The 16,553-nt window shown below is 69.5% G+C and carries 16 protein-coding genes; 4 read left to right on the top strand and 12 right to left on the bottom strand.

Features of this window, described 5'->3' with window-relative positions:
* The 4 genes from JKL49_RS14630 to hemA all read right to left on the bottom strand — a co-directional run bounded on the left by JKL49_RS14630 (position 1) and on the right by hemA (position 3,836).
* Positions 1-378: a response regulator gene (locus JKL49_RS14630; protein WP_215341357.1), complete on the bottom strand. Its 378-nt coding sequence runs from the start codon at positions 376-378 to the stop codon at positions 1-3.
* A gap of 77 nt (positions 379-455) precedes the next feature.
* Positions 456-1,064 carry a response regulator FixJ gene (fixJ, locus tag JKL49_RS14625; protein ID WP_215341356.1) on the bottom strand — a complete coding sequence of 203 codons (609 nt, stop codon included), beginning with the start codon at positions 1,062-1,064 and terminating at the stop codon, positions 456-458.
* The gene (locus JKL49_RS14620) at positions 1,054-2,544 is read right to left on the bottom strand and encodes a PAS domain S-box protein (RefSeq protein WP_249778091.1); all 1,491 of its coding nucleotides are present in this window, start codon (positions 2,542-2,544) and stop codon (positions 1,054-1,056) included. The genes fixJ and JKL49_RS14620 overlap by 11 nt, the downstream gene beginning before the upstream one ends.
* Before the next feature lie 62 nt (positions 2,545-2,606).
* Entirely contained in the window at positions 2,607-3,836 is a 1,230-nt protein-coding gene (gene hemA, locus JKL49_RS14615) for a 5-aminolevulinate synthase (RefSeq protein ID WP_215341354.1), read from the bottom strand.
* Between the two features lie 132 nt (positions 3,837-3,968).
* On the opposite strand from hemA, the gene JKL49_RS14610 reads away from it, so the two are divergent.
* From JKL49_RS14610 to JKL49_RS14600, 3 genes are all read left to right on the top strand, one after another.
* Positions 3,969-4,325, top strand: a complete 357-nt coding sequence (locus JKL49_RS14610; protein ID WP_215341353.1) for a Rap1a/Tai family immunity protein — start codon at positions 3,969-3,971, stop codon at positions 4,323-4,325.
* A 354-nt stretch (positions 4,326-4,679) separates the two neighbouring features.
* A complete protein-coding gene (locus JKL49_RS14605; RefSeq protein WP_215341352.1) occupies positions 4,680-5,528 on the top strand; it encodes a universal stress protein in 849 nt (282 codons plus the stop codon).
* Positions 5,529-5,599: 71 nt separating this feature from the next.
* A complete protein-coding gene (locus JKL49_RS14600) occupies positions 5,600-6,436 on the top strand; it encodes a universal stress protein (protein WP_215341351.1) in 837 nt (278 codons plus the stop codon).
* 108 nt (positions 6,437-6,544) lie between these two features.
* Here the strand turns inward: JKL49_RS14600 and JKL49_RS14595 are convergent, their stop codons facing one another.
* From JKL49_RS14595 to JKL49_RS14580, 4 genes are all read right to left on the bottom strand, one after another.
* A complete protein-coding gene (locus tag JKL49_RS14595) occupies positions 6,545-7,207 on the bottom strand; it encodes a helix-turn-helix domain-containing protein (RefSeq protein WP_215341350.1) in 663 nt (220 codons plus the stop codon).
* A 150-nt stretch (positions 7,208-7,357) separates the two neighbouring features.
* On the bottom strand, positions 7,358-8,224 hold the full coding sequence (locus tag JKL49_RS14590) for an alpha/beta fold hydrolase (protein WP_215341349.1): 867 nt from the start codon (positions 8,222-8,224) through the stop codon (positions 7,358-7,360).
* 155 nt (positions 8,225-8,379) lie between these two features.
* Positions 8,380-8,667 (bottom strand): antibiotic biosynthesis monooxygenase, encoded by a 288-nt coding sequence (locus JKL49_RS14585; protein ID WP_215341348.1) that lies wholly within the window; start codon positions 8,665-8,667, stop codon positions 8,380-8,382.
* Positions 8,660-9,466: a dienelactone hydrolase family protein gene (locus JKL49_RS14580; RefSeq protein ID WP_215341347.1), complete on the bottom strand. Its 807-nt coding sequence runs from the start codon at positions 9,464-9,466 to the stop codon at positions 8,660-8,662. The genes JKL49_RS14585 and JKL49_RS14580 overlap by 8 nt, the downstream gene beginning before the upstream one ends.
* 94 nt (positions 9,467-9,560) lie before the next feature.
* Between JKL49_RS14580 and JKL49_RS14575 the strand changes: the two genes are divergently transcribed.
* Positions 9,561-10,490, top strand: a complete 930-nt coding sequence (locus tag JKL49_RS14575; RefSeq protein WP_215341346.1) for a GlxA family transcriptional regulator — start codon at positions 9,561-9,563, stop codon at positions 10,488-10,490.
* On the opposite strand, the gene JKL49_RS14570 is transcribed toward JKL49_RS14575, so the two are convergent.
* From JKL49_RS14570 to kdpB, 4 genes are read right to left on the bottom strand one after another with little or no spacing between them, the layout of a single operon-like run.
* On the bottom strand, positions 10,487-11,191 hold the full coding sequence (locus tag JKL49_RS14570) for a response regulator (protein WP_215341345.1): 705 nt from the start codon (positions 11,189-11,191) through the stop codon (positions 10,487-10,489). The genes JKL49_RS14575 and JKL49_RS14570 overlap by 4 nt on opposite strands.
* Positions 11,188-13,872 carry a sensor histidine kinase gene (locus tag JKL49_RS14565; RefSeq protein ID WP_215341344.1) on the bottom strand — a complete coding sequence of 895 codons (2,685 nt, stop codon included), beginning with the start codon at positions 13,870-13,872 and terminating at the stop codon, positions 11,188-11,190. Before JKL49_RS14565 ends, JKL49_RS14570 begins: the two co-directional genes overlap by 4 nt.
* Complete coding sequence (gene kdpC / locus JKL49_RS14560; protein ID WP_215341343.1) at positions 13,869-14,456, bottom strand: potassium-transporting ATPase subunit KdpC; 588 nt, start codon at positions 14,454-14,456, stop codon at positions 13,869-13,871. The genes JKL49_RS14565 and kdpC overlap by 4 nt, the downstream gene beginning before the upstream one ends.
* Positions 14,457-14,464: 8 nt before the next feature.
* A complete protein-coding gene (kdpB, locus tag JKL49_RS14555) occupies positions 14,465-16,531 on the bottom strand; it encodes a potassium-transporting ATPase subunit KdpB (RefSeq protein WP_215341342.1) in 2,067 nt (688 codons plus the stop codon).
* Positions 16,532-16,553: the final 22 nt, after the last annotated feature.

Genomic DNA, 16,553 nt, shown 5'->3' with positions numbered 1-16,553 from the left:
TCAGAGAAGCATCGCGGCGTTGATCGCGGCGTTGAGGGAGTCCCCCAGCAGCGGCTTCTCGACGATCACCGCGCCGAGGAGGGCGGCCGTCTCGCGGATGCTGGGGCGCGGGTGGCTGGTGATCAGCAAGGCGGGCAAGTGCTCGTTCTTGGCGCGCAGGGCGGCCAGCGCTTCCAGCCCCGTCAGCCCGCTCAGGTTCTGATCCAGGACCAGGCAGACCGGCGCCGCGGGCAGGTCCGACAGCAGGAGCGCCTCGCCGCTGTCCAGCGCGGTGACGGCGAATCCGTCGAGTTCCAGCATGAAGGTCAGGGCCAGCCGCAGGGCGCTGTCGTCATCGACGAGGACCACATTGCGGGTAAACGGCGAGGGCGGCGGCAAGGCTGGTCTCCAGACGATCTGGAGAGTCTAGTCGCCTATGGAAGGGCCGCCTTGATGCAGCGCAATCACGCCGGCGATCAGTCGAACCCAGCCGTCAGCGCCATCCGGATCAATTCAGAGAGGCCCGAGGCGCCGGTTTTGGTCATCACATTGGCCCGATAGACCTCCACCGTGCGGGGGCTGATGCCGAGCTCGAAGGCGATCACCTTGTTGGCCTTGCCCTCCACCACACCGCGCAGGACCTCGGTCTCCCGCGGCGACAGGCTGGCCAGAAGCGTCTGGAAGGGTTCGGCCCCAACGCGGGCGGCGCCCGGCTTGGCCTGGTCGATGGCCATGCGGATCGCGCGCAGGAGCGCGTCGTCGTCGAAGGGCTTTTCCAGGAAGTCGGCGACGCCGGCCTTCATGGCCTCCACGGCCAGGGGCACGTCGCCGTGGCCGGTGATCATGATGATGGGCAGGTCGACATGCAGGGCCTTCAGATGGCGGGTCATCTCCAGGCCGTTCATGCCGGGCATCCGCACGTCGGTGACGATGCAGCCCCCAGACAGGCGGGCGGCGCCCTCGATGAAGGCGGTGGCCGAGTCGTAGGCGCGCGCCTCGAACCCGGCGCTCTCCAGCAGGAAGGACAGAGAATCGCGCATGGCGTCGTCGTCGTCGATCACATGCACGAGAGCCTCAGACGCCACCGTTCAGTTCCTCCTCGGGGATCGTTCGCAGGGTGAATGAGAAGATGGTCCCGCCGCCGGGCGCGGGCTCGGCCCAGATGCGACCGCCGTGAGCTTCGATGATCGTGCGCGAAATGGAAAGCCCGACGCCCATGCCGCTGACCTTGCTGGTGACGAAAGGCTGGAACAGGCGGGCGGCGACCTCGGGCGCGATGCCCGAGCCGGTGTCGATCACCCGGATGACCACCGTATCGTCATCACCGGGCGCGGAGGCCACCGTCAGCTCACGCCGCGGGCTCTCCTGCATCGCTTCGATGGCGTTGCGCATCAGGTTCAGCAGGACCTGCTGCACCTGCACCTTGTCGGCCAGGACGTAGGGGACCTCGGGCGAGATTTGGAAGTTGACCCTGACACCGGTTTCCTTGGCGCCGATCATCGCCAGGGCGCCAGCCTCCTCGATCAGCTTGGCCAGGGGCTCGACCCGCCGTTCGGACTCACCCTTGGAGACGAAGTCGCGAAGTCGCCGGATGATCTCGCCGGCGCGCAGGGCCTGATCGCCGGCCAAGACCAGGGCGTTGCGGACCTTGGCGGCGTCAGGCTGGTCCTGGTCGAGGATACGGACCGACCCCTTCACGTAGTTGGCGATGGCCGACAGCGGCTGGTTCAGTTCGTGAGCCAGGGCCGAGGCCATCTCGCCCAAGGCGGTCAGGCGCGAGACATGCACCAGCTCGGCCTGCAGATCCTGCAGCCGTCGTTCGGTGGCCTGGCTCTCGGACAGGTCCCGGACGAAGCCGGTGAAGAAGCGCTCGGACTGGGACTGCATCTCCCCCACCGAAAGCTCCATGGGAAAGGTGGAGCCGTCCTTGCGCTCGCCCACCACCACCCGGCCTATGCCGATGATGCGCCGCTCGCCGGTGGTCAGGTATCGCAGCAGATAGCTGTCATGGGCGTCGCGGTAGGGCTGGGGCATCAGCATGCTGACATTGCCTCCGATAACCTCGTCCTCGCGCCATCCGAACAGCCGCTCAGCGGTGGTGCTGAAGGACTGCATCACCCCGTGCTCGTCGATCACCACCATGGCGTCGGGCACGGTGTCGAGAATGGAGCGCAGGTGCGCCTCGCGCTCGCCCAAGTGAACCAGAGCGTCTGTGGTCTGGCCGGTCTGCCGCCGCAATCGCCAGCCGCCATAGGCGATGGCGGGGCCCATCAACAGGAACAGCAGGGCGTTGATCAGGTCGGCCGGATGAGAGAGCAGGGTGATCCCGCTGAGCGCGACTCCGGCGGCCAGGGTGAGGGCGGTGGCCAGCAGCGCGGGCCCGGGTCCCCAGAGGGCCGCGCTGACGATCACCGCCGGCATGAACAGCAGGAAGAATGGCCGGTCCTGGAAAATCGGCGTCAGGGCCCAGCGGGCGGCGATGGCCAGGCCCGAGAGCAGGGCCGCGCCCCCATAGCCGCTTAGAACCGCACCGATAGACCGTGTCTGCAGGCCGGGGAGCGACATTCGCATTCATCTGGGCTAGGCCGCCCGCTTGGCCCACGCAAGGGCCAAGTGTATGGCGGGGTTCAGGCGGCCAGGCCGCCCATACGGGCGATGTTGCAACGCGTCCACAGCATTTCCAGCGTCTGGGCCAGGTCGTCCATCATGGCGTCGGTGTGGGCGGGCGAGGGGGTGAAGCGCAGGCGCTCGGTCCCGCGGGGGACAGTGGGATAGTTGATCGGCTGGACGTAGACGCCATGCTCTTCCAGCAGGATGTCGCTGATCATCTTGCAGTGGACGGGATCACCCACCAGCACCGGAACGATGTGGCTCTCCGAGGGCATGACCGGCAGGCCGGCCTTGGTCAGCCTGGCCTTCAGGGCGGCGGCGCGCTCCTGATGGGCGATGCGGATCTCGTTGTGGTCCTTGAGATAGCGGATCGAGGCCACGGCGCCGGCCGCCAGGGCCGGCGGGATCGAGGTGGTGAAGATGAAGCCGTCGGCATAGGAGCGGATCGCATCGACGATCACCGCGTCGGCGGCGATATAGCCGCCCATGACGCCGAAGCCCTTGGCGAGCGTGCCTTCGATGATATCGATCTGGTCCATGACGCCGTCACGCTCGGCCACGCCCGCGCCGCGGGGGCCGTACATGCCCACCGCGTGGACTTCGTCCAGGTAGGTCATGGCGTTGTACGTCTTGGCCAGGGCCACCATCGCCCGCATGTCGGTGATGTCGCCGTCCATGGAGTAGACGCTCTCGAAAGCGATCACCTTGGGCGCGTCCAGCGGGACCTGCATCAGCAGCTCTTCGAGATGGGCCAGGTCGTTGTGGCGGAACACCCGGCGCTGCTCGCGCTTGCCGGCCCGGATGCCGCTGATCATCGAGTTATGGTTGAGCTCGTCGGAGAACATGATCAGACCCGGCAGGATCTTGTAGAGGGTCGAGAGCGACGCCTCGTTGGACACATAGCCGGAGGTGAACAGCAGGGCGGCTTCCTTGCCGTGCAGGTCAGCCAGCTCGGCCTCCAGCTCGACATGGTAGTGGGTGGTGCCGGAAATGTTGCGCGTGCCGCCCGAGCCTGCGCCGGCCTCATCGATGGCCTGATGCATGGCGTCGAGGACGACCGGGTTCTGGCCCTGGCCGAGATAGTCGTTGGAGCACCAGACGATGACGTCTGAGGAGACCCCGTCCTCACGCGTCCAGGTCGCTCGCGGGAACTGTCCACGGTGACGCTTCAGGTCGGCGAAGACCCGATAACGTCCCTCGGCATGGATCTGCTCCATGGCGCGTCGGAAGGGGGCCCTGAGATCCATGTCGCAAGCTCGCATTGCCGGGCCAACTCTGCCCGGCTCTCCAATGAGACGTCCTGGAAGCCGTGCCCTTGATCTGGGTCAAGCTTGCGATGGATCAAGGCGACGAGGCGCCGGGGATGTGAGTCCTCGGCCATGGCTTGGCTCCTTATTCTCTCGCTGGTGACGGCGATCCCGGCGCCGTCCCCGAGCGTCCAGGGCTTCATGAGCGCCGCCGATCTGGCCGTGCTGTGCGAGCCGCAGGATGAGGCCTCAGCCCTGTGTCTCGGCTATCTGGTGGGGGCGATGGACCAGCTGTTGGCGCGCCAGGCGCGCCGCTCCGCCGCTCGGCACACCATCTGCCTGCCCAAGGGCGTGACCGCCGAAGCGATGCGCGACGCCATCATGACCCGGTTGACGCGTGATCCAAGGAACCGGCCCGAGGCCGCGGCCGATGCGATCCGCCAGGCGGCTCAGGCAGAGTACGGTTGCCGGGCGGTCCAGCCTGATTGACCTCGATCAAGGCGGGTCACGATGCCGTCGTACAAGGTGACCGGACAGTTTGGAGCACACACATGTTCAGTCACATCACCCCCTATCTCGCCATGGTCATCGCCGGTTTCGTGAGCTTCATCGTGGCGCTCGCGTATGGGCGGCTGCGCTCCATGGGCGACGACAAAGCCGGCAAGTGAGCGACACCAGGCGCTTGCCGGAGACGCCGGCGGGTCTGGTCGGGTTGCTGCTGGTCAGCGTCGCGGCGGCTATCCCCGTGAGTCTGCTCAGCTGGCCGGGATCGCGACCGGGCTTGCGCTAGGTCAAGGCGGCCGTCCGCCGGGGCGAGAAGTCTATCGGAACATCGGAGCCATCATGAGCCTGCAAGACATACTGCTACACATCGATACCTATCCGGAGCCGACCTCGGACGCCGCCATAGACGCCGCGGTGCAGGTCGCCGCGCGACTGGGCGCCCAGATCACGGCCCTGGCCATGCCCATCTCGATCCCGGTGAAGAGCAACATCATCGCCGAACGCCTGATCGGCCTGACCGGCATGGCGCGGGAGGAGGAGGCTCGCAGCCTGGCCGCCTGCCGCCACGTGCTGGACCGCTTCAAGGCGCGGGCTGAGGCCACCGGCGTGTTCCGGGGCGTGCTGCTGGAGCAGGTCCAGCTGCCGGACTTCGCCTTCCACGTCGCCCGCAGGGCGCGCGCCCGCGACCTCTGCATCGTGCCTCTCGCCAGCGGCATGGATGGCCAGGAGGGGGTGGCCGAGGCGGTGATCTTCCATTCCGGCCGCCCGGCCCTGGTGATGCGGAGCGAGGCCAAGGCGTCCGCGAAGCTGACCGGCGGCGTGGCGGTGCTGGCCTGGGACGGTAGCGTGCCCGCGGCGCGCGCCATGGCCGACGCCCTGCCGATCCTGCGGGGCATGCGCCAGGTCCGGGTCCTGACCATCCTCAATGAAAAGGCCTCTGCGACCGCAGGTCTCGCCCAGGACGCCGCCCGCCATCTTCAGGCCCATGGGATTGAGACGGCCATCGACGAGGTGGACGCCCAGGGCGAGTTCATCAGCCGAGTGCTGGACACCTATCTGAGCCGGACGCAGGCCGACCTGATGGTGATGGGCGCCTACGGCCATTCCCGGCTGCGCGAAATGATCCTGGGCGGGGCCACCGAGCACATGCTGCGCCGGGCCCAACTTCCCGTCCTGATGTCTCACTGACGGGGCGTTGACGGGGATCAAGGCGACCCGCCCGGCCCCGCGACAGGATGATGAAAACCGGAGGCGACCCTATGACCTATCGCGATATCCTCGTTCATATCGATGACACGCCGGCGTCCTCGGCCCGGGCCACCGCCGCGGCCGAACTTGCTCTGCGCTCCAACGCGCACGTGAGCGGGGTCTTCCTGAAGAGCGCGTTCCTGCACAATTACATGGCCGGGGAAGCCTTGGCCTATATGTCTCCCAGTGACATCGACTCCATCCTGAAGGACCACGCCTCGGCGGTTCTGAAGGCCGCGGAGCGGGGCCGCGAGATCTTCGAGAGCGCCACGGCCAAGGTCGGGGTGTCCTCGGAGTGGATGGTGATCGATGGCGATTTCACCGCCCCCATGGCCGCCTGCGCCCGACGATCCGACCTCACCATCTTTCCCACGATCGCCTGCGCGCCCCTCGGCCAGCACACCATCAGCGCGGCGGACCTGGGGCTGACGAGCGGCGGCCCGGTCCTGGTGGTCCCCGAGCACGGGGTCACGCGGGATGTCGGCAAACGGGTGCTGATCGCCTGGAAAGGCACACGCGAGTCTGCCCGGGCCCTGCACGACGCCTGGCCGCTGGTGATGGGTGCGGAGCAGGTTCACATCCTGGTGGTGTCGCCGCAGGGCGAGGGCGGGGCCGACGGCCTGCTGCAGCGCCACCTGGAACGGCATGGCCGCGAAGCCAAGGTCATCGTGGACCGCAGCCACGACGCCTCGGCCGCGGCGATCCTGCGCGGGCACGTGAAGGCTCTGGATATCGACCTGGTGGTGATGGGCCTCTACGGCCGCAATCGGGTGCAGGAACTGGTGTTGGGCGGGGTAAGCCACGACATGGTCAGCGACCCGCCGACAGCCTTGCTCATCTCTCACTAGAGCATATCGTTTTAGACGGAACCGCGTCGCGGTCCCGGCTGAAACGTGACTCATGAACCGATCAGGCTCTGGATGTGAGCGCTGGCGGCGTCCGCCGCCGGCGAAACCCTAGTCGGCCAGGCGGGCCAGGGCGCAGCGGTTGCTGATCTTGAAGATGCGCGACCCTAAGAACTCCACCACCAGGGCGCTCTGGAGCTGGGTCAGCATCCGCGAGACCGTCTCGATGGTCAGGCCCAGATAGTCGGCCATGTCCTGGCGGCCCATGGGCAGGGTCACCGCCTCGGCGCCTCGCCGATCGGCAAGCTCCATCAGGAAGCTCGCCACCCGTTCCGCCGCGGTCTTGCGGCCCAGAAGCAGCAGATGATCCTGGGTGCGGTCCAGTTCACGATTGGTGGCCGTCCAGGTCAGCCGTCCGAACGCCTCGTCGCCCGCCACCGCGCGCAGGGCCGAGGCCTTCACCACCAGGATGATGCCGTCGCTGAGCGCTTCGGCCGAGAAGCGGTGGTGGTCGCTGGCTTCCACGCCGAACATCTCGCCGGGGTAGTAGAAGCCGCCGATCTGCCGCCGCCCGTCGCTCATGACCCGGGTGGTGCGCACCGCGCCGCTGATGACGCGGTAGATCAGGTCGGCCTTCTCATCCTGGCCATAGATCTCCTCATCCTTGGCGAAGGTCATCCGCACGCCCAGGCTCATCATGAGGTCGTCTGCCGCAGCTCGTGGGCCGGGCATGAAGGGGGCGGTGGTGTCGTCGAGGCGGTGCGTCTGGGTCATCAGCAAGTTCCCTTGATCGATGATCCATGGCTAGGGCGTTCGCGCCTCGACTGACATTCGGGTCAGCCCCTTAAGTAGTGCTACGGAGGTCGGCTCCGGTGGCGGCTTCGTCGGGCTTATGGAAGGCCGCCGCGCCCTCACGGGCCTCGCCTATTCGGCGAGGAAGGTTTCGACCGCGTCCATGAAGCCGTCGAGCCGGTCGTGGTGGACCCAGTGTCCGGCGCCTTCGAAGTTCACCAGCCGGGCGTTTCGGAAGTGCTGGATGCGGCCGTCGATCACCGGGTCCGAGGCCCAGGATTCCGCGCCGCGCACCAGCAGGACCGGGGTGGTGATCTGGCTCCAGAGCCGGTGCTGGTCGGCGTGGGACAGACCGCCGACGCCGCCGCCGGTGTGGTTGTCGAACTTCCAGCTATAGGTCCCGTCCTCGTTCTGGTTGACGCCGTAGATGGTCAGGTGGCGCGCCTGCTCGGCCGAAAGATGGGGGTTCTGCTCGGCCATGCGGGCGATGGCCTCATCGAGGCTGGCATAGCGGCGCGGGGTGCGGCCGGAGTTCTTGCGCCGGTCATCGACCCAGGTCCGCAGCCGCTCCTCCACGGGGCGCTTGGCCTGCTCGGCCATGACCGCGGGGGAGGGGCCGAGACCCTCGATGGCGACGATCTTCTTCACGCTCTCGGGAAAGGCGCCGCAGTAGTTCAGCGCGATCCCCGCGCCGAGCGAGTGGGAGATGATGGTGGCCGGCGCCATGTCCTTCTGATGGATGATCTGAGCCAGGTCGTAGAGGTAGGCGGCGTTGTCGTAGCCGCCGCCCACCGCCCATTCGCTGTCGCCATGGCCGCGAAGATCGGGCGCGATCACATGGTAGCGGTCGCGGAGCCGTTGGGCGACCCAGTCCCAGTTGCGGCAGTGGTCGCGGCCGCCATGGACCAGGACCAGCGGCGGCGCGCCCTCGTTGCCCCAGTCGACATAGTGCAGGCGCAGCCGCTGCGAGAAATAGAAGTGGGATGTCGGGCCTTCCATGGCGGTCTCCGTAAGCCAGCGGCGCGACCCTTAGCACGCGCCGCCGCCCCATCTCATGAGAGGCTTGAGATTCGCGATTTGGCCGCGGTCGGCGAGGGCATGGGCGGCGGGCCTCACGCTCTATCCGGTGCGGCCGCACCCCTTGCCGAAGTAGCCTAGAGGTCGCCCTGGTCCAGCAGGGTCAGGTAGAGGAACTGCGGCGCGCGGACCCCGGCCTTGCGGCGGATCTCCACCAGGGCGGCGGACTCAAAAAAGGTCCGGGCGCGCTCCAGGCTGGTCCATCGGGAGAAGTGGACGATGCGGTTGGCGTCGTCGTCCTGAGCCAGGACCTGGAAGCTGAGTTCGCCGGCGGCCTTGCGCAGGGCCGCGGCCTCGTCGAACACCGCCTTCCAGGCGGGATAGTCTGCGACCTCGTGGAGGATCAGCACATGGGGCTCACCCATGGAGGCGCTGCCCGAAGAAGGCGAGGATCTCGTCGCGGGCCGCGATCGTCGGCTCACCGGTCGCGTCGATCAGGTGGGCGGTGACCACGCTGTGGGGAAAGGCCACGTGCCGCTGGAAAAAGGGCGGCGGGTCGGTGTGGGCGGCGCTGTCGGGCAGGGTGCGGCTGACGAACCGGTCGCCGAGCGCCTGGGAGAGGGCGGCGAACCGCTCGGCCCGGCAGACCTGGTCGCCCTCGAACCTGTAGGCGAGCACCGTCAGGTCCTCGCGGTCAAGCCGGGCACGCACGGCGGCGAGCTCTGCGGGCGCGATGTCCAGGCCGCCGGGATCGTCCAGGGGCAGGGAGGGTTGGGACAGCACCGGCGCCAGCACCGCGCTTTCCAGCATCATGGTCAGGGCGAAGTTGCCGGTGAAGCACATGCCGATGGCCCCGACGCCGGGACCGCCGCACTCCGCATGGGCCTGGCGGGCGAGGGCGCGGAGCCAGGTGGTCACGGGGCTGGAGCCGCCGGCTCCGAAGGCGCGGAACTCGGCGCTGACACAGGCCCGCCGGAAGACGGCCGCTCCCTCGTCGGCTCCCGGAACCGCCCCGTCGCGGCCAAACAGGGAGGGCATGTAGACGGTGAAGCCGGCGTCGCGGACCCAACGGGCGAAGCGCGCCACGTGCGGGCTGATGCCAGGCATCTCGGTCATCACGATCACGGCGGGGCCGGTTCCGGCGATGTGGACCACCTTGGTTGCGCCTTCCAGCGTGATCTCCCGGGGTTCGAAGTCGGTCAGGGGATCGTCACTCTGAGGCATGGTCGGGCTCCGCTCGCGATGTCCCGGTTAGAATTGCGCGGGCCCCGGCTCGGCGATAGAGTCGAATACGACACTTTTCGCGGAGAATTCGCCAATGACGCGTGTCGCGGTCCTGGCCCTGCCGGGCGGACTGGCTTCCAGCCTGGCCATCACCCTCGACGCCCTGGACACCGCCAACCGGGTGAGCGTGAACGGGGGTCGCCAGGCGCCCTTCGAGGTGCTGACGGTCAAGGCCGGGCGCGGGACGCCGCCGGCCCTGGGGCGCGGCGACCTGCTGATCATCCCGGGTCTCGGAACCCGCTCCGAGGACGAGTTGATCGCCGGCCTGGCCACCCCCGCCGTGCGCCGCGCCGCGCGGATCGCCGCCCTGAGCCATACGGCAGGCGCCTGCGTGGCGGCCTCCTGCGCCAGCACCTTCATCCTGGGGGAGGCGGGCCTGCTCTCGGGTCGGCGGGCGACGACCACCTGGTGGCTGGCGCCGGTGTTCCGCCGGCTGCACCCGGATGTGGATCTGGTCGCCGACCAGATCGTGGTGGCCGACTGGCCGATCGCCACGGCGGGCGCGGCCATGGCGCAGATGGACCTGATGCTGGCGGTGATCGCCAAGTTCGCCAGTCCCGGCCTGTCGGAGGCCTGCGCGCGATACCTGCTGCTGGACCAGCGCCGCTCCCAGGCGCCGTACATGGCGGTGACCTTCCTGGCCGGGCAGGACCCGCAGATCGCCCGCGCCGAGGCCTGGGCCCGCGCGCACATCGCCCGCGACTTCAGCATGGACGAACTGGCCTCCGCGGCGGGCCTGGCGCCGCGCACCTTCGCCCGCCGCCTGGCCTCGGTCTGCGGCCTGTCGCCGGTGAAGTTCGCTCAGCGCATCCGGATGGAGGCCGCCGAGCGCCTGCTGGAGACCACCCGGCTGTCGGTGGACGAGGTGGCCCGGCGGGTCGGCTACGCCGAACCCTCGACCCTGCGCCGCCTGATCCGGCGCGAGGCGCGACGGTCACCGGCGGAACTGCGCCGGGCGGTTTAGGCCTCGCTGTCCTGGCCATACCAGCGGTAGCCGACGCCGGGCTCGGTGACGATCTGGGTGGGGCTGGCGGGATCGGTTTCGATCTTGGCGCGAAGCTGGGCGATGAAGACGCGCAGGTACTGGACGTCGGCCTCGTGGGCCGGGCCCCAGACGGCGGTGAGCAGCTGGCGATGGGTGATCACCTTGCCCCCGCCCTCCACCAGCTGGGCGAAGAGGTCATACTCCTTGGGCGACAGGCGGATGGCGACGCCGGCCCGGGTGACCATGCGCTTGATCAGGTCGATGGTCAGGTCGCCGGCCACGATGATGGGCTCGGCGCCCTTCTGGTGCAGGCGATGGCGCAGGGCGACCCGCAGACGGGCCAGCAACTCCCCGACCCCGAAGGGCTTTTCCACATAGTCATCGGCGCCCAGGTCCAGGGCGTCGATCTTCTCGGTCTCCTTGTCGCGGGCCGAGAGGATGATGATCGGGCCGTCGTAGAAGGCGCGCGCCTTGGCGAGCGCCTCCTTGCCGTCCATGTCGGGCAGGCCGAGGTCCAGGACCACGGCGTCCGGTGGCTTGCGGGCGATCTCGCGCAGGCCATCGGTGGCGGTGTCGGCGCGCACCGCCTCATAGCCCGCGGCCTCAAGGGCCGGCTGCAGGAATCGGTGAATCTGCGGCTCGTCGTCGATCACCAGGACGCGGGGGCGGGAGGCCGTCAAAGGAGATGCTCCGGCATCTTGTTGGCCTTGGGCAGGCTGATGAGGATGCGGGTGCCGCGGCCGTCGTGGATGGGGCTGGCCGCCGCGATGCGCCCGCCCATGGCCTCCACGAAGCCCTTGGAGATCGCCAGGCCCAGGCCCGCGCCCTTGCCGCGGTCGGTAGACTCCTCCATGCGGCGGAAGCGCTCGAAGACCCGCTCCAGCTCGCTGGTGGGGATGCCGCGGCCCTCGTCCTCGATGCTGATCACCACGTTGCTGCGGTCCTCATAGGCGGCCAGTTCGATGGAGGAGCCGTCGGGACTGTAGCTGATGGCGTTTTCCAGGATATTGACCAGGGCCTGTTCCAGCAGGGAGGGATCGGCCTTGACCATGGACAGCTCTGGCGGGAATTCGCGGACCAGCTTGCGGCCCTGCGCCCGGCGCTTCACCCGGTCGGCGGCGGCGCGCAGGACGTCGCGGATATCCACCCATTCCCGGCGCGTGACCAGGGCCCCACCCTCCAGTCGCGTCATGTCCAGCAGGTCGCCGACATAGCGGTTCAGGCGCTCGGCCTCCTCGCGGATGCTGATCAGAAGGTCGCGCTGCACCTTGGCGGTGAGCGACTTGCCGTAGTCCAGCAGGGTGGTGACCGAGCCCAGCACCGTCGACAGCGGCGTGCGCAGGTCGTGGCTGACGGAATTCAGCAGGGCGCCTCGCAGGCGGTCGGTGCGGCGCAGGGCTTCGGCGTCCACGGCCAGGGCCGCCAGTTCCGCCCGCTCCAGGGCCACGGCGCCCTGGTCCAGCATGGCGGTGACGAAGCGCTCGTCCTCCTCGACGCTCACCGTTCCCCCCTCGACGCCGGCCACGCCCGCGCGGGCCTTCACGCCCTGAAGAGGCCGGAAGGTCCAAGCCGCGTTGGGCAGGGTGCCGGTGCCGGCCCCGGCGGGTTCGCCCTTTTCCCAGGCCCAGCGGGCGGCGGCCATGTCGCCGGGCGCGAGGATCTCCAGGGGCGGGCAGGCCGCGGTGATGGCGATGTCGTCGGCCTTGGGGGTCAGGACCACGGCCCCGCCGCCGGTGGCCGCGGCCAGCTGTTCGGCCAGGGCCTGGGCGGCGTCCTCGAACCGTGCGGCCGACGACAGGCGTCGGCTGGCGGCCAGCAGGGTGGCGATGGCCGAGGCGCGGCGGGAGACGGCCCGGCTCTGGTCGCGGATACGCCCGGTCAGCCAGCCGGTGGTCATGGCCACCAGGAAGAACACCGCGAAGGTCAGGGTATCTGACGCCTGCCCGATCAGGATGGTCAGGCGGGGCTCCAGGAAGAAGAAGTTGTAGGCCAGGGCCGCGACGCCCGCCGCCGTCACCGCCGGCCAGAGACCGAAGGCGAGCCCCGAACCCAGGACGCTGAGCATGAAGATCATGGCCAGGTCCGCGCCGTCCGAGAACCGGTCGGTGACGGCGGCGACCCCGCCTGCAAGGGCCACCATCAGTAGGGCGCCGGCATGCCCGCGCCAGGCAGGAGCCTCCACGCCGCGCCGGGGTCGCGGCGGCGGCGGCGCGAGGGGCTGGCCGGACGCCTCAGTGATAACGTGCAGGGCCGCGCCGGCGGCCTCGTCCAGGAGGGCCGGGATCAGGGCGCGGTGGAAGGGATTGCGCGGACGGCGCGCGGGCTTGCCCACCACGATCTGGGTGACGTTGTTGCGCCGGGCATAGTCCAGGACGCTGGCCACCAGGTCATCGCCGGTCAGCACCACGGTGGCGCCGCCCAGCTGCTCGGCGAGCTTCAGGACCTCGTTGAGGCGGGCGGTCCCCATGACAGCTGGCGGCGGCGCGTTGGGGCGCTCGACGTGGGCCACGGTCCAGGGGGCGTCCATCATCATGTCCGACAGCCGCCGCCCGGCGCGGACCAGGGAGCTGGCGGCGGGGTCGGGCCCCACCAGCACCAGGATGCGTTCGCCAGCGGCCCAGGGTCCCTCGACCCCGGCCCGCTTCATCTCCCCCAGCAGCTGGTCGTCCACCGTCTGGGCGGCCCGGCGCAGGGTGAGTTCGCGCAGGGCGGTCAGGTTCTCGGCCTTGAAGAACCGGTCGCCGGCCAAGCGGGCGGTCTCGGGCAGGTAGATCTTCCCCTCGGCCATGCGGGCGCGCAGCTCGCTGGGGGTGATGTCGATGACCTCGATCTCGTCGGCGCCCGACAGGGTGGAGTCTGGCACCGTCTCCTGCTGGCGTACCCCGGTGATCTTCCAGACCACATCCACCAGGCTCTCCAGGTGCTGGACGTTCAGTGTCGTCCAGATGTCGATGCCGGCGGCCAGCAACTCCTCGACGTCCTGCCAGCGCTTGGGGTGGCGCGAGCCCGGAGCGTTGGAGTGGGCGTATTCGTCGATCAGCAGCAGCTCGGGCTTGCGGGCCAGCGCCGCATCGATATCGAACTCCAGCAGGGTGTGGTCGCGATAGGCGATGGGCTGGCGGGCCATGACGTCCAGGCCGCGCAGCAGAGCCTGGGTCTCGCGGCGGCCGTGGGTTTCGACGACGCCCACCACCACATCGCCGCCCTCGGCCTTTCGACGGCGGGCGGCGCGCAGCATCTCGTAGGTCTTGCCCACCCCCGGGGCCATGCCGAGGAACACCTTCAGCCGCCCCCGCCCGGGTTTGGCGGTGGCGGCCAGCAGGGCGTCCGGATCGGGACGGCGCGGTTCGTCGGGGCTCATGGGACGCGAGGGTGACGGACCGGATAGCGCGCGTCGAGGGCGAGGTTGGTCATCAGCACATTGACCCGCGGCTGGCCCAGGAAGCCCAGGGTCCGGCCGGCGGTGTGGGTGGTGATCAGGGCCTCCACCTCTGCGACGGTGGCGCCTCGGGCGGCGGCGATACGGGCGGCCTGGCGATGGGCGGTCTCCGGCGAGATGTCGGGATCGAGGCCCGAGGCCGACGTCGTCACCGCGTCGGCGGGGATTGGGCCGGGGGCTTCCTTGCGCAGGGCGTCGGCGTCGGTGGCGATGCGCTTGGCGAGGTCTTCGTTCATCGGGCCGAGGTTGGAGCCGGAGGAGGCCGAGGCGTCGTAGCCCGTGCCGGCCGCCGAAGGGCGGGGATGCAGGTACTCCGGCTTGGCGAAGCCTTGGCCGATCAGGGCCGAGCCGATCACCTGGCCCTTGGCGTCGTGGACCAGGCTGCCATTGGCGGCGGCGGGCAGGGCCACCTGGGCGATCCCGGTGATCGCCATCGGATAGACCAGGCCCAGCAGCACGGTGAAGAAGCCCGTGGAGACCAGGGCGGGGCGAAGTTGAGCGAGCATGGAAATCCTCACGCGAGACGCAGGCCTGAGACGACCAGGTCGATGACCTTGATGCCGACGAAGGGGGCGATCAGGCCGCCCAGGCCGTAGACCAGCAGGTTGCGGGACAGGAGCTTGGCCGCCCCGATCGCCCGGTACTTCACGCCGCGCAGGGCCAGCGGGATCAGCATGACGATGATGACGGCGTTGAAGATCACCGCCGACAGAATCGCGCTCTGCGGGCTGCCCAGGTGCATGATGTTAAGCGCGCCCAGCGCCGGCAGGGAGCCTGCGAACATCGCCGGGATGATGGCGAAGTACTTGGCCACATCGTTGGCGATGGAGAAGGTGGTGAGCGCGCCCCGGGTGATCAGCATCTGCTTGCCGACCTCGACGATCTCCAGGACCTTGGTGGGGTCGCTGTCGAGGTCGACCATGTTGCCGGCCTCGCGGGCGGCCTGGGCGCCGGTCTGCATGGCGACGCCGACATCGGCTTGGGCGAGGGCGGGCGCGTCGTTGGCGCCGTCGCCGCACATGGCCACCAGCCGGCCCTTGGCCTGCTCCTCGCGGATCATCCGCAGCTTGTCCTCCGGCGTGGCCTCGGCGAGGAAGTCGTCGACGCCCGCCTCGCTGGCGATGGCCGCGGCGGTCACCGGGTTGTCGCCGGTGATCATCACCGTGCGCAGGCCCATGCGGCGCAGGTCGGCGAAGCGCTCCTTCACGCCGGGCTTCACGACGTCCTTCAGGTGGATGACACCGACGAGCGCGCCGTTCTCGCTCACCGCCAGCGGCGTGCCGCCCGAGCGGGCGATGCGGTCGACGGCGGCGCTGAACTCCGGCGGGATCTGGTCGGGGGTGAGGTCGAGGCTGCGGATCACCGCGTCCACCGCGCCCTTGCGCCAGGCGTGGCCGTCGGCGTCCAGGCCCGACTGACGGGTGGTGGCCGAGAAGGCGATCAGGGTCGCGCCCTTGGGGACTTCGGCCGTGAGGCCCTGGTTGCGGGCCAGTTCGACGATGGAACGGCCCTCCGGGGTCTCGTCGCCCAGGGAGGCCATCAGGGTGGCGCGCAGGACGACCTCGGGGCGGACGCCGGGGGCGGGGATCACCTCGGTGGCCATGCGGTTGCCGAAGGTGATGGTGCCGGTCTTGTCCAGCAGCAGGGTGTCGACGTCGCCGGCGGCCTCCACGGCCCGGCCGGAGGTGGCGAGCACATTGACCTTCAGCAGCCGGTCCATGCCGGCGATGCCGACGGCCGAGAGCAGGCCGCCGATGGTGGTGGGGATCAGGGTGATGAACAGGGCGCCCAGGATCATCGGGGGAAGGGTGATCCCCGAATAGGCGCCCAGGCCCACCAGGCTGACCACGGCGATCAGGAAGATCAGGGTCAGTCCGGCCAGCAGCACGGCCAGGGCCAGCTCGTTGGGGGTCTTGCGGCGGTCGGCGCCCTCGACCATGGCGATCATGCGGTCGAGGAAGGTGTTGCCCGCCTCCGAGGTGATGCGGATCTTGAGCCAGTCGGAGACCACGGTGGTGCCGCCGGTGACGGCGGACCGGTCGCCGCCGGACTCGCGGATGACGGGGGCGCTCTCGCCGGTGATGGCGGCTTCGTTGACCGAGGCGACGCCCTCAATGATCTCGCCGTCGGCGGGGATCACGTCGCCGGCCTCCACCAGGACGATCTCTCCGACCCCCAGCAGGTGGGCCGGGGTGGGGACGATGGTCCCGGTCTTGGAGTCGACGATCAGCTTGGCTTTCGTCGTGACGCGGGTGGCGCGCAGGTTGTCGGCGGCGGCCTTGCCCCGGCCCTCGGCGATGCTCTCGGCGAAGTTGGCGAACAGCACGGTGGCCCAGAGCCAGGCGGCCATCTGGATCGCGAAGCCCGCGCCCGCGCCCTGGGCGATGGCAAGGCCCGCCGAGAGGGTGGCCAGGATGGCGACGATCTCGGTGGTGAGGATGACCGGATTGCCGGCCAGTTTGCGGGGATCGAGCTTGACGAAGGCCTGGCGCAGGGCGCGGCCCATCTGGGCGGCGGAGACCCCGCCGCCGAGCTTGGGGGCGCGGCGGGTCGGCTCGCCGGGGACGTAGGAGGTGGTCATGTCAGGACGCCTTGAACGCAGG

Origin of the sequence: Phenylobacterium glaciei (genome assembly GCF_016772415.1) — a bacterium.
Classification (GTDB): Bacteria; Pseudomonadota; Alphaproteobacteria; order Caulobacterales; family Caulobacteraceae; genus Phenylobacterium; species Phenylobacterium glaciei.
The sequence above is the reverse complement of the archived record's forward strand: the minus strand, read 5'-3'. Positions and strand labels throughout refer to the sequence as shown.

Coding starts and splice junctions, on each gene's coding strand:
- hemA (WP_215341354.1), bottom strand. CDS start 3,836: ATGGATCTCAGGGCCCCCTTCCGACGCGCCATGGAGCAGATCCATGCC.
- JKL49_RS14605 (WP_215341352.1), top strand. CDS start 4,680: ATGAGCCTGCAAGACATACTGCTACACATCGATACCTATCCGGAGCCG.
- JKL49_RS14610 (WP_215341353.1), top strand. CDS start 3,969: ATGGCTTGGCTCCTTATTCTCTCGCTGGTGACGGCGATCCCGGCGCCG.
- JKL49_RS14580 (WP_215341347.1), bottom strand. CDS start 9,466: ATGCCTCAGAGTGACGATCCCCTGACCGACTTCGAACCCCGGGAGATC.
- JKL49_RS14585 (WP_215341348.1), bottom strand. CDS start 8,667: ATGGGTGAGCCCCATGTGCTGATCCTCCACGAGGTCGCAGACTATCCC.
- kdpB (WP_215341342.1), bottom strand. CDS start 16,531: ATGACCACCTCCTACGTCCCCGGCGAGCCGACCCGCCGCGCCCCCAAG.
- JKL49_RS14600 (WP_215341351.1), top strand. CDS start 5,600: ATGACCTATCGCGATATCCTCGTTCATATCGATGACACGCCGGCGTCC.
- JKL49_RS14620 (WP_249778091.1), bottom strand. CDS start 2,544: ATGTCGCTCCCCGGCCTGCAGACACGGTCTATCGGTGCGGTTCTAAGC.
- JKL49_RS14595 (WP_215341350.1), bottom strand. CDS start 7,207: ATGACCCAGACGCACCGCCTCGACGACACCACCGCCCCCTTCATGCCC.
- JKL49_RS14575 (WP_215341346.1), top strand. CDS start 9,561: ATGACGCGTGTCGCGGTCCTGGCCCTGCCGGGCGGACTGGCTTCCAGC.
- JKL49_RS14590 (WP_215341349.1), bottom strand. CDS start 8,224: ATGGAAGGCCCGACATCCCACTTCTATTTCTCGCAGCGGCTGCGCCTG.
- kdpC (WP_215341343.1), bottom strand. CDS start 14,456: ATGCTCGCTCAACTTCGCCCCGCCCTGGTCTCCACGGGCTTCTTCACC.
- JKL49_RS14565 (WP_215341344.1), bottom strand. CDS start 13,872: ATGAGCCCCGACGAACCGCGCCGTCCCGATCCGGACGCCCTGCTGGCC.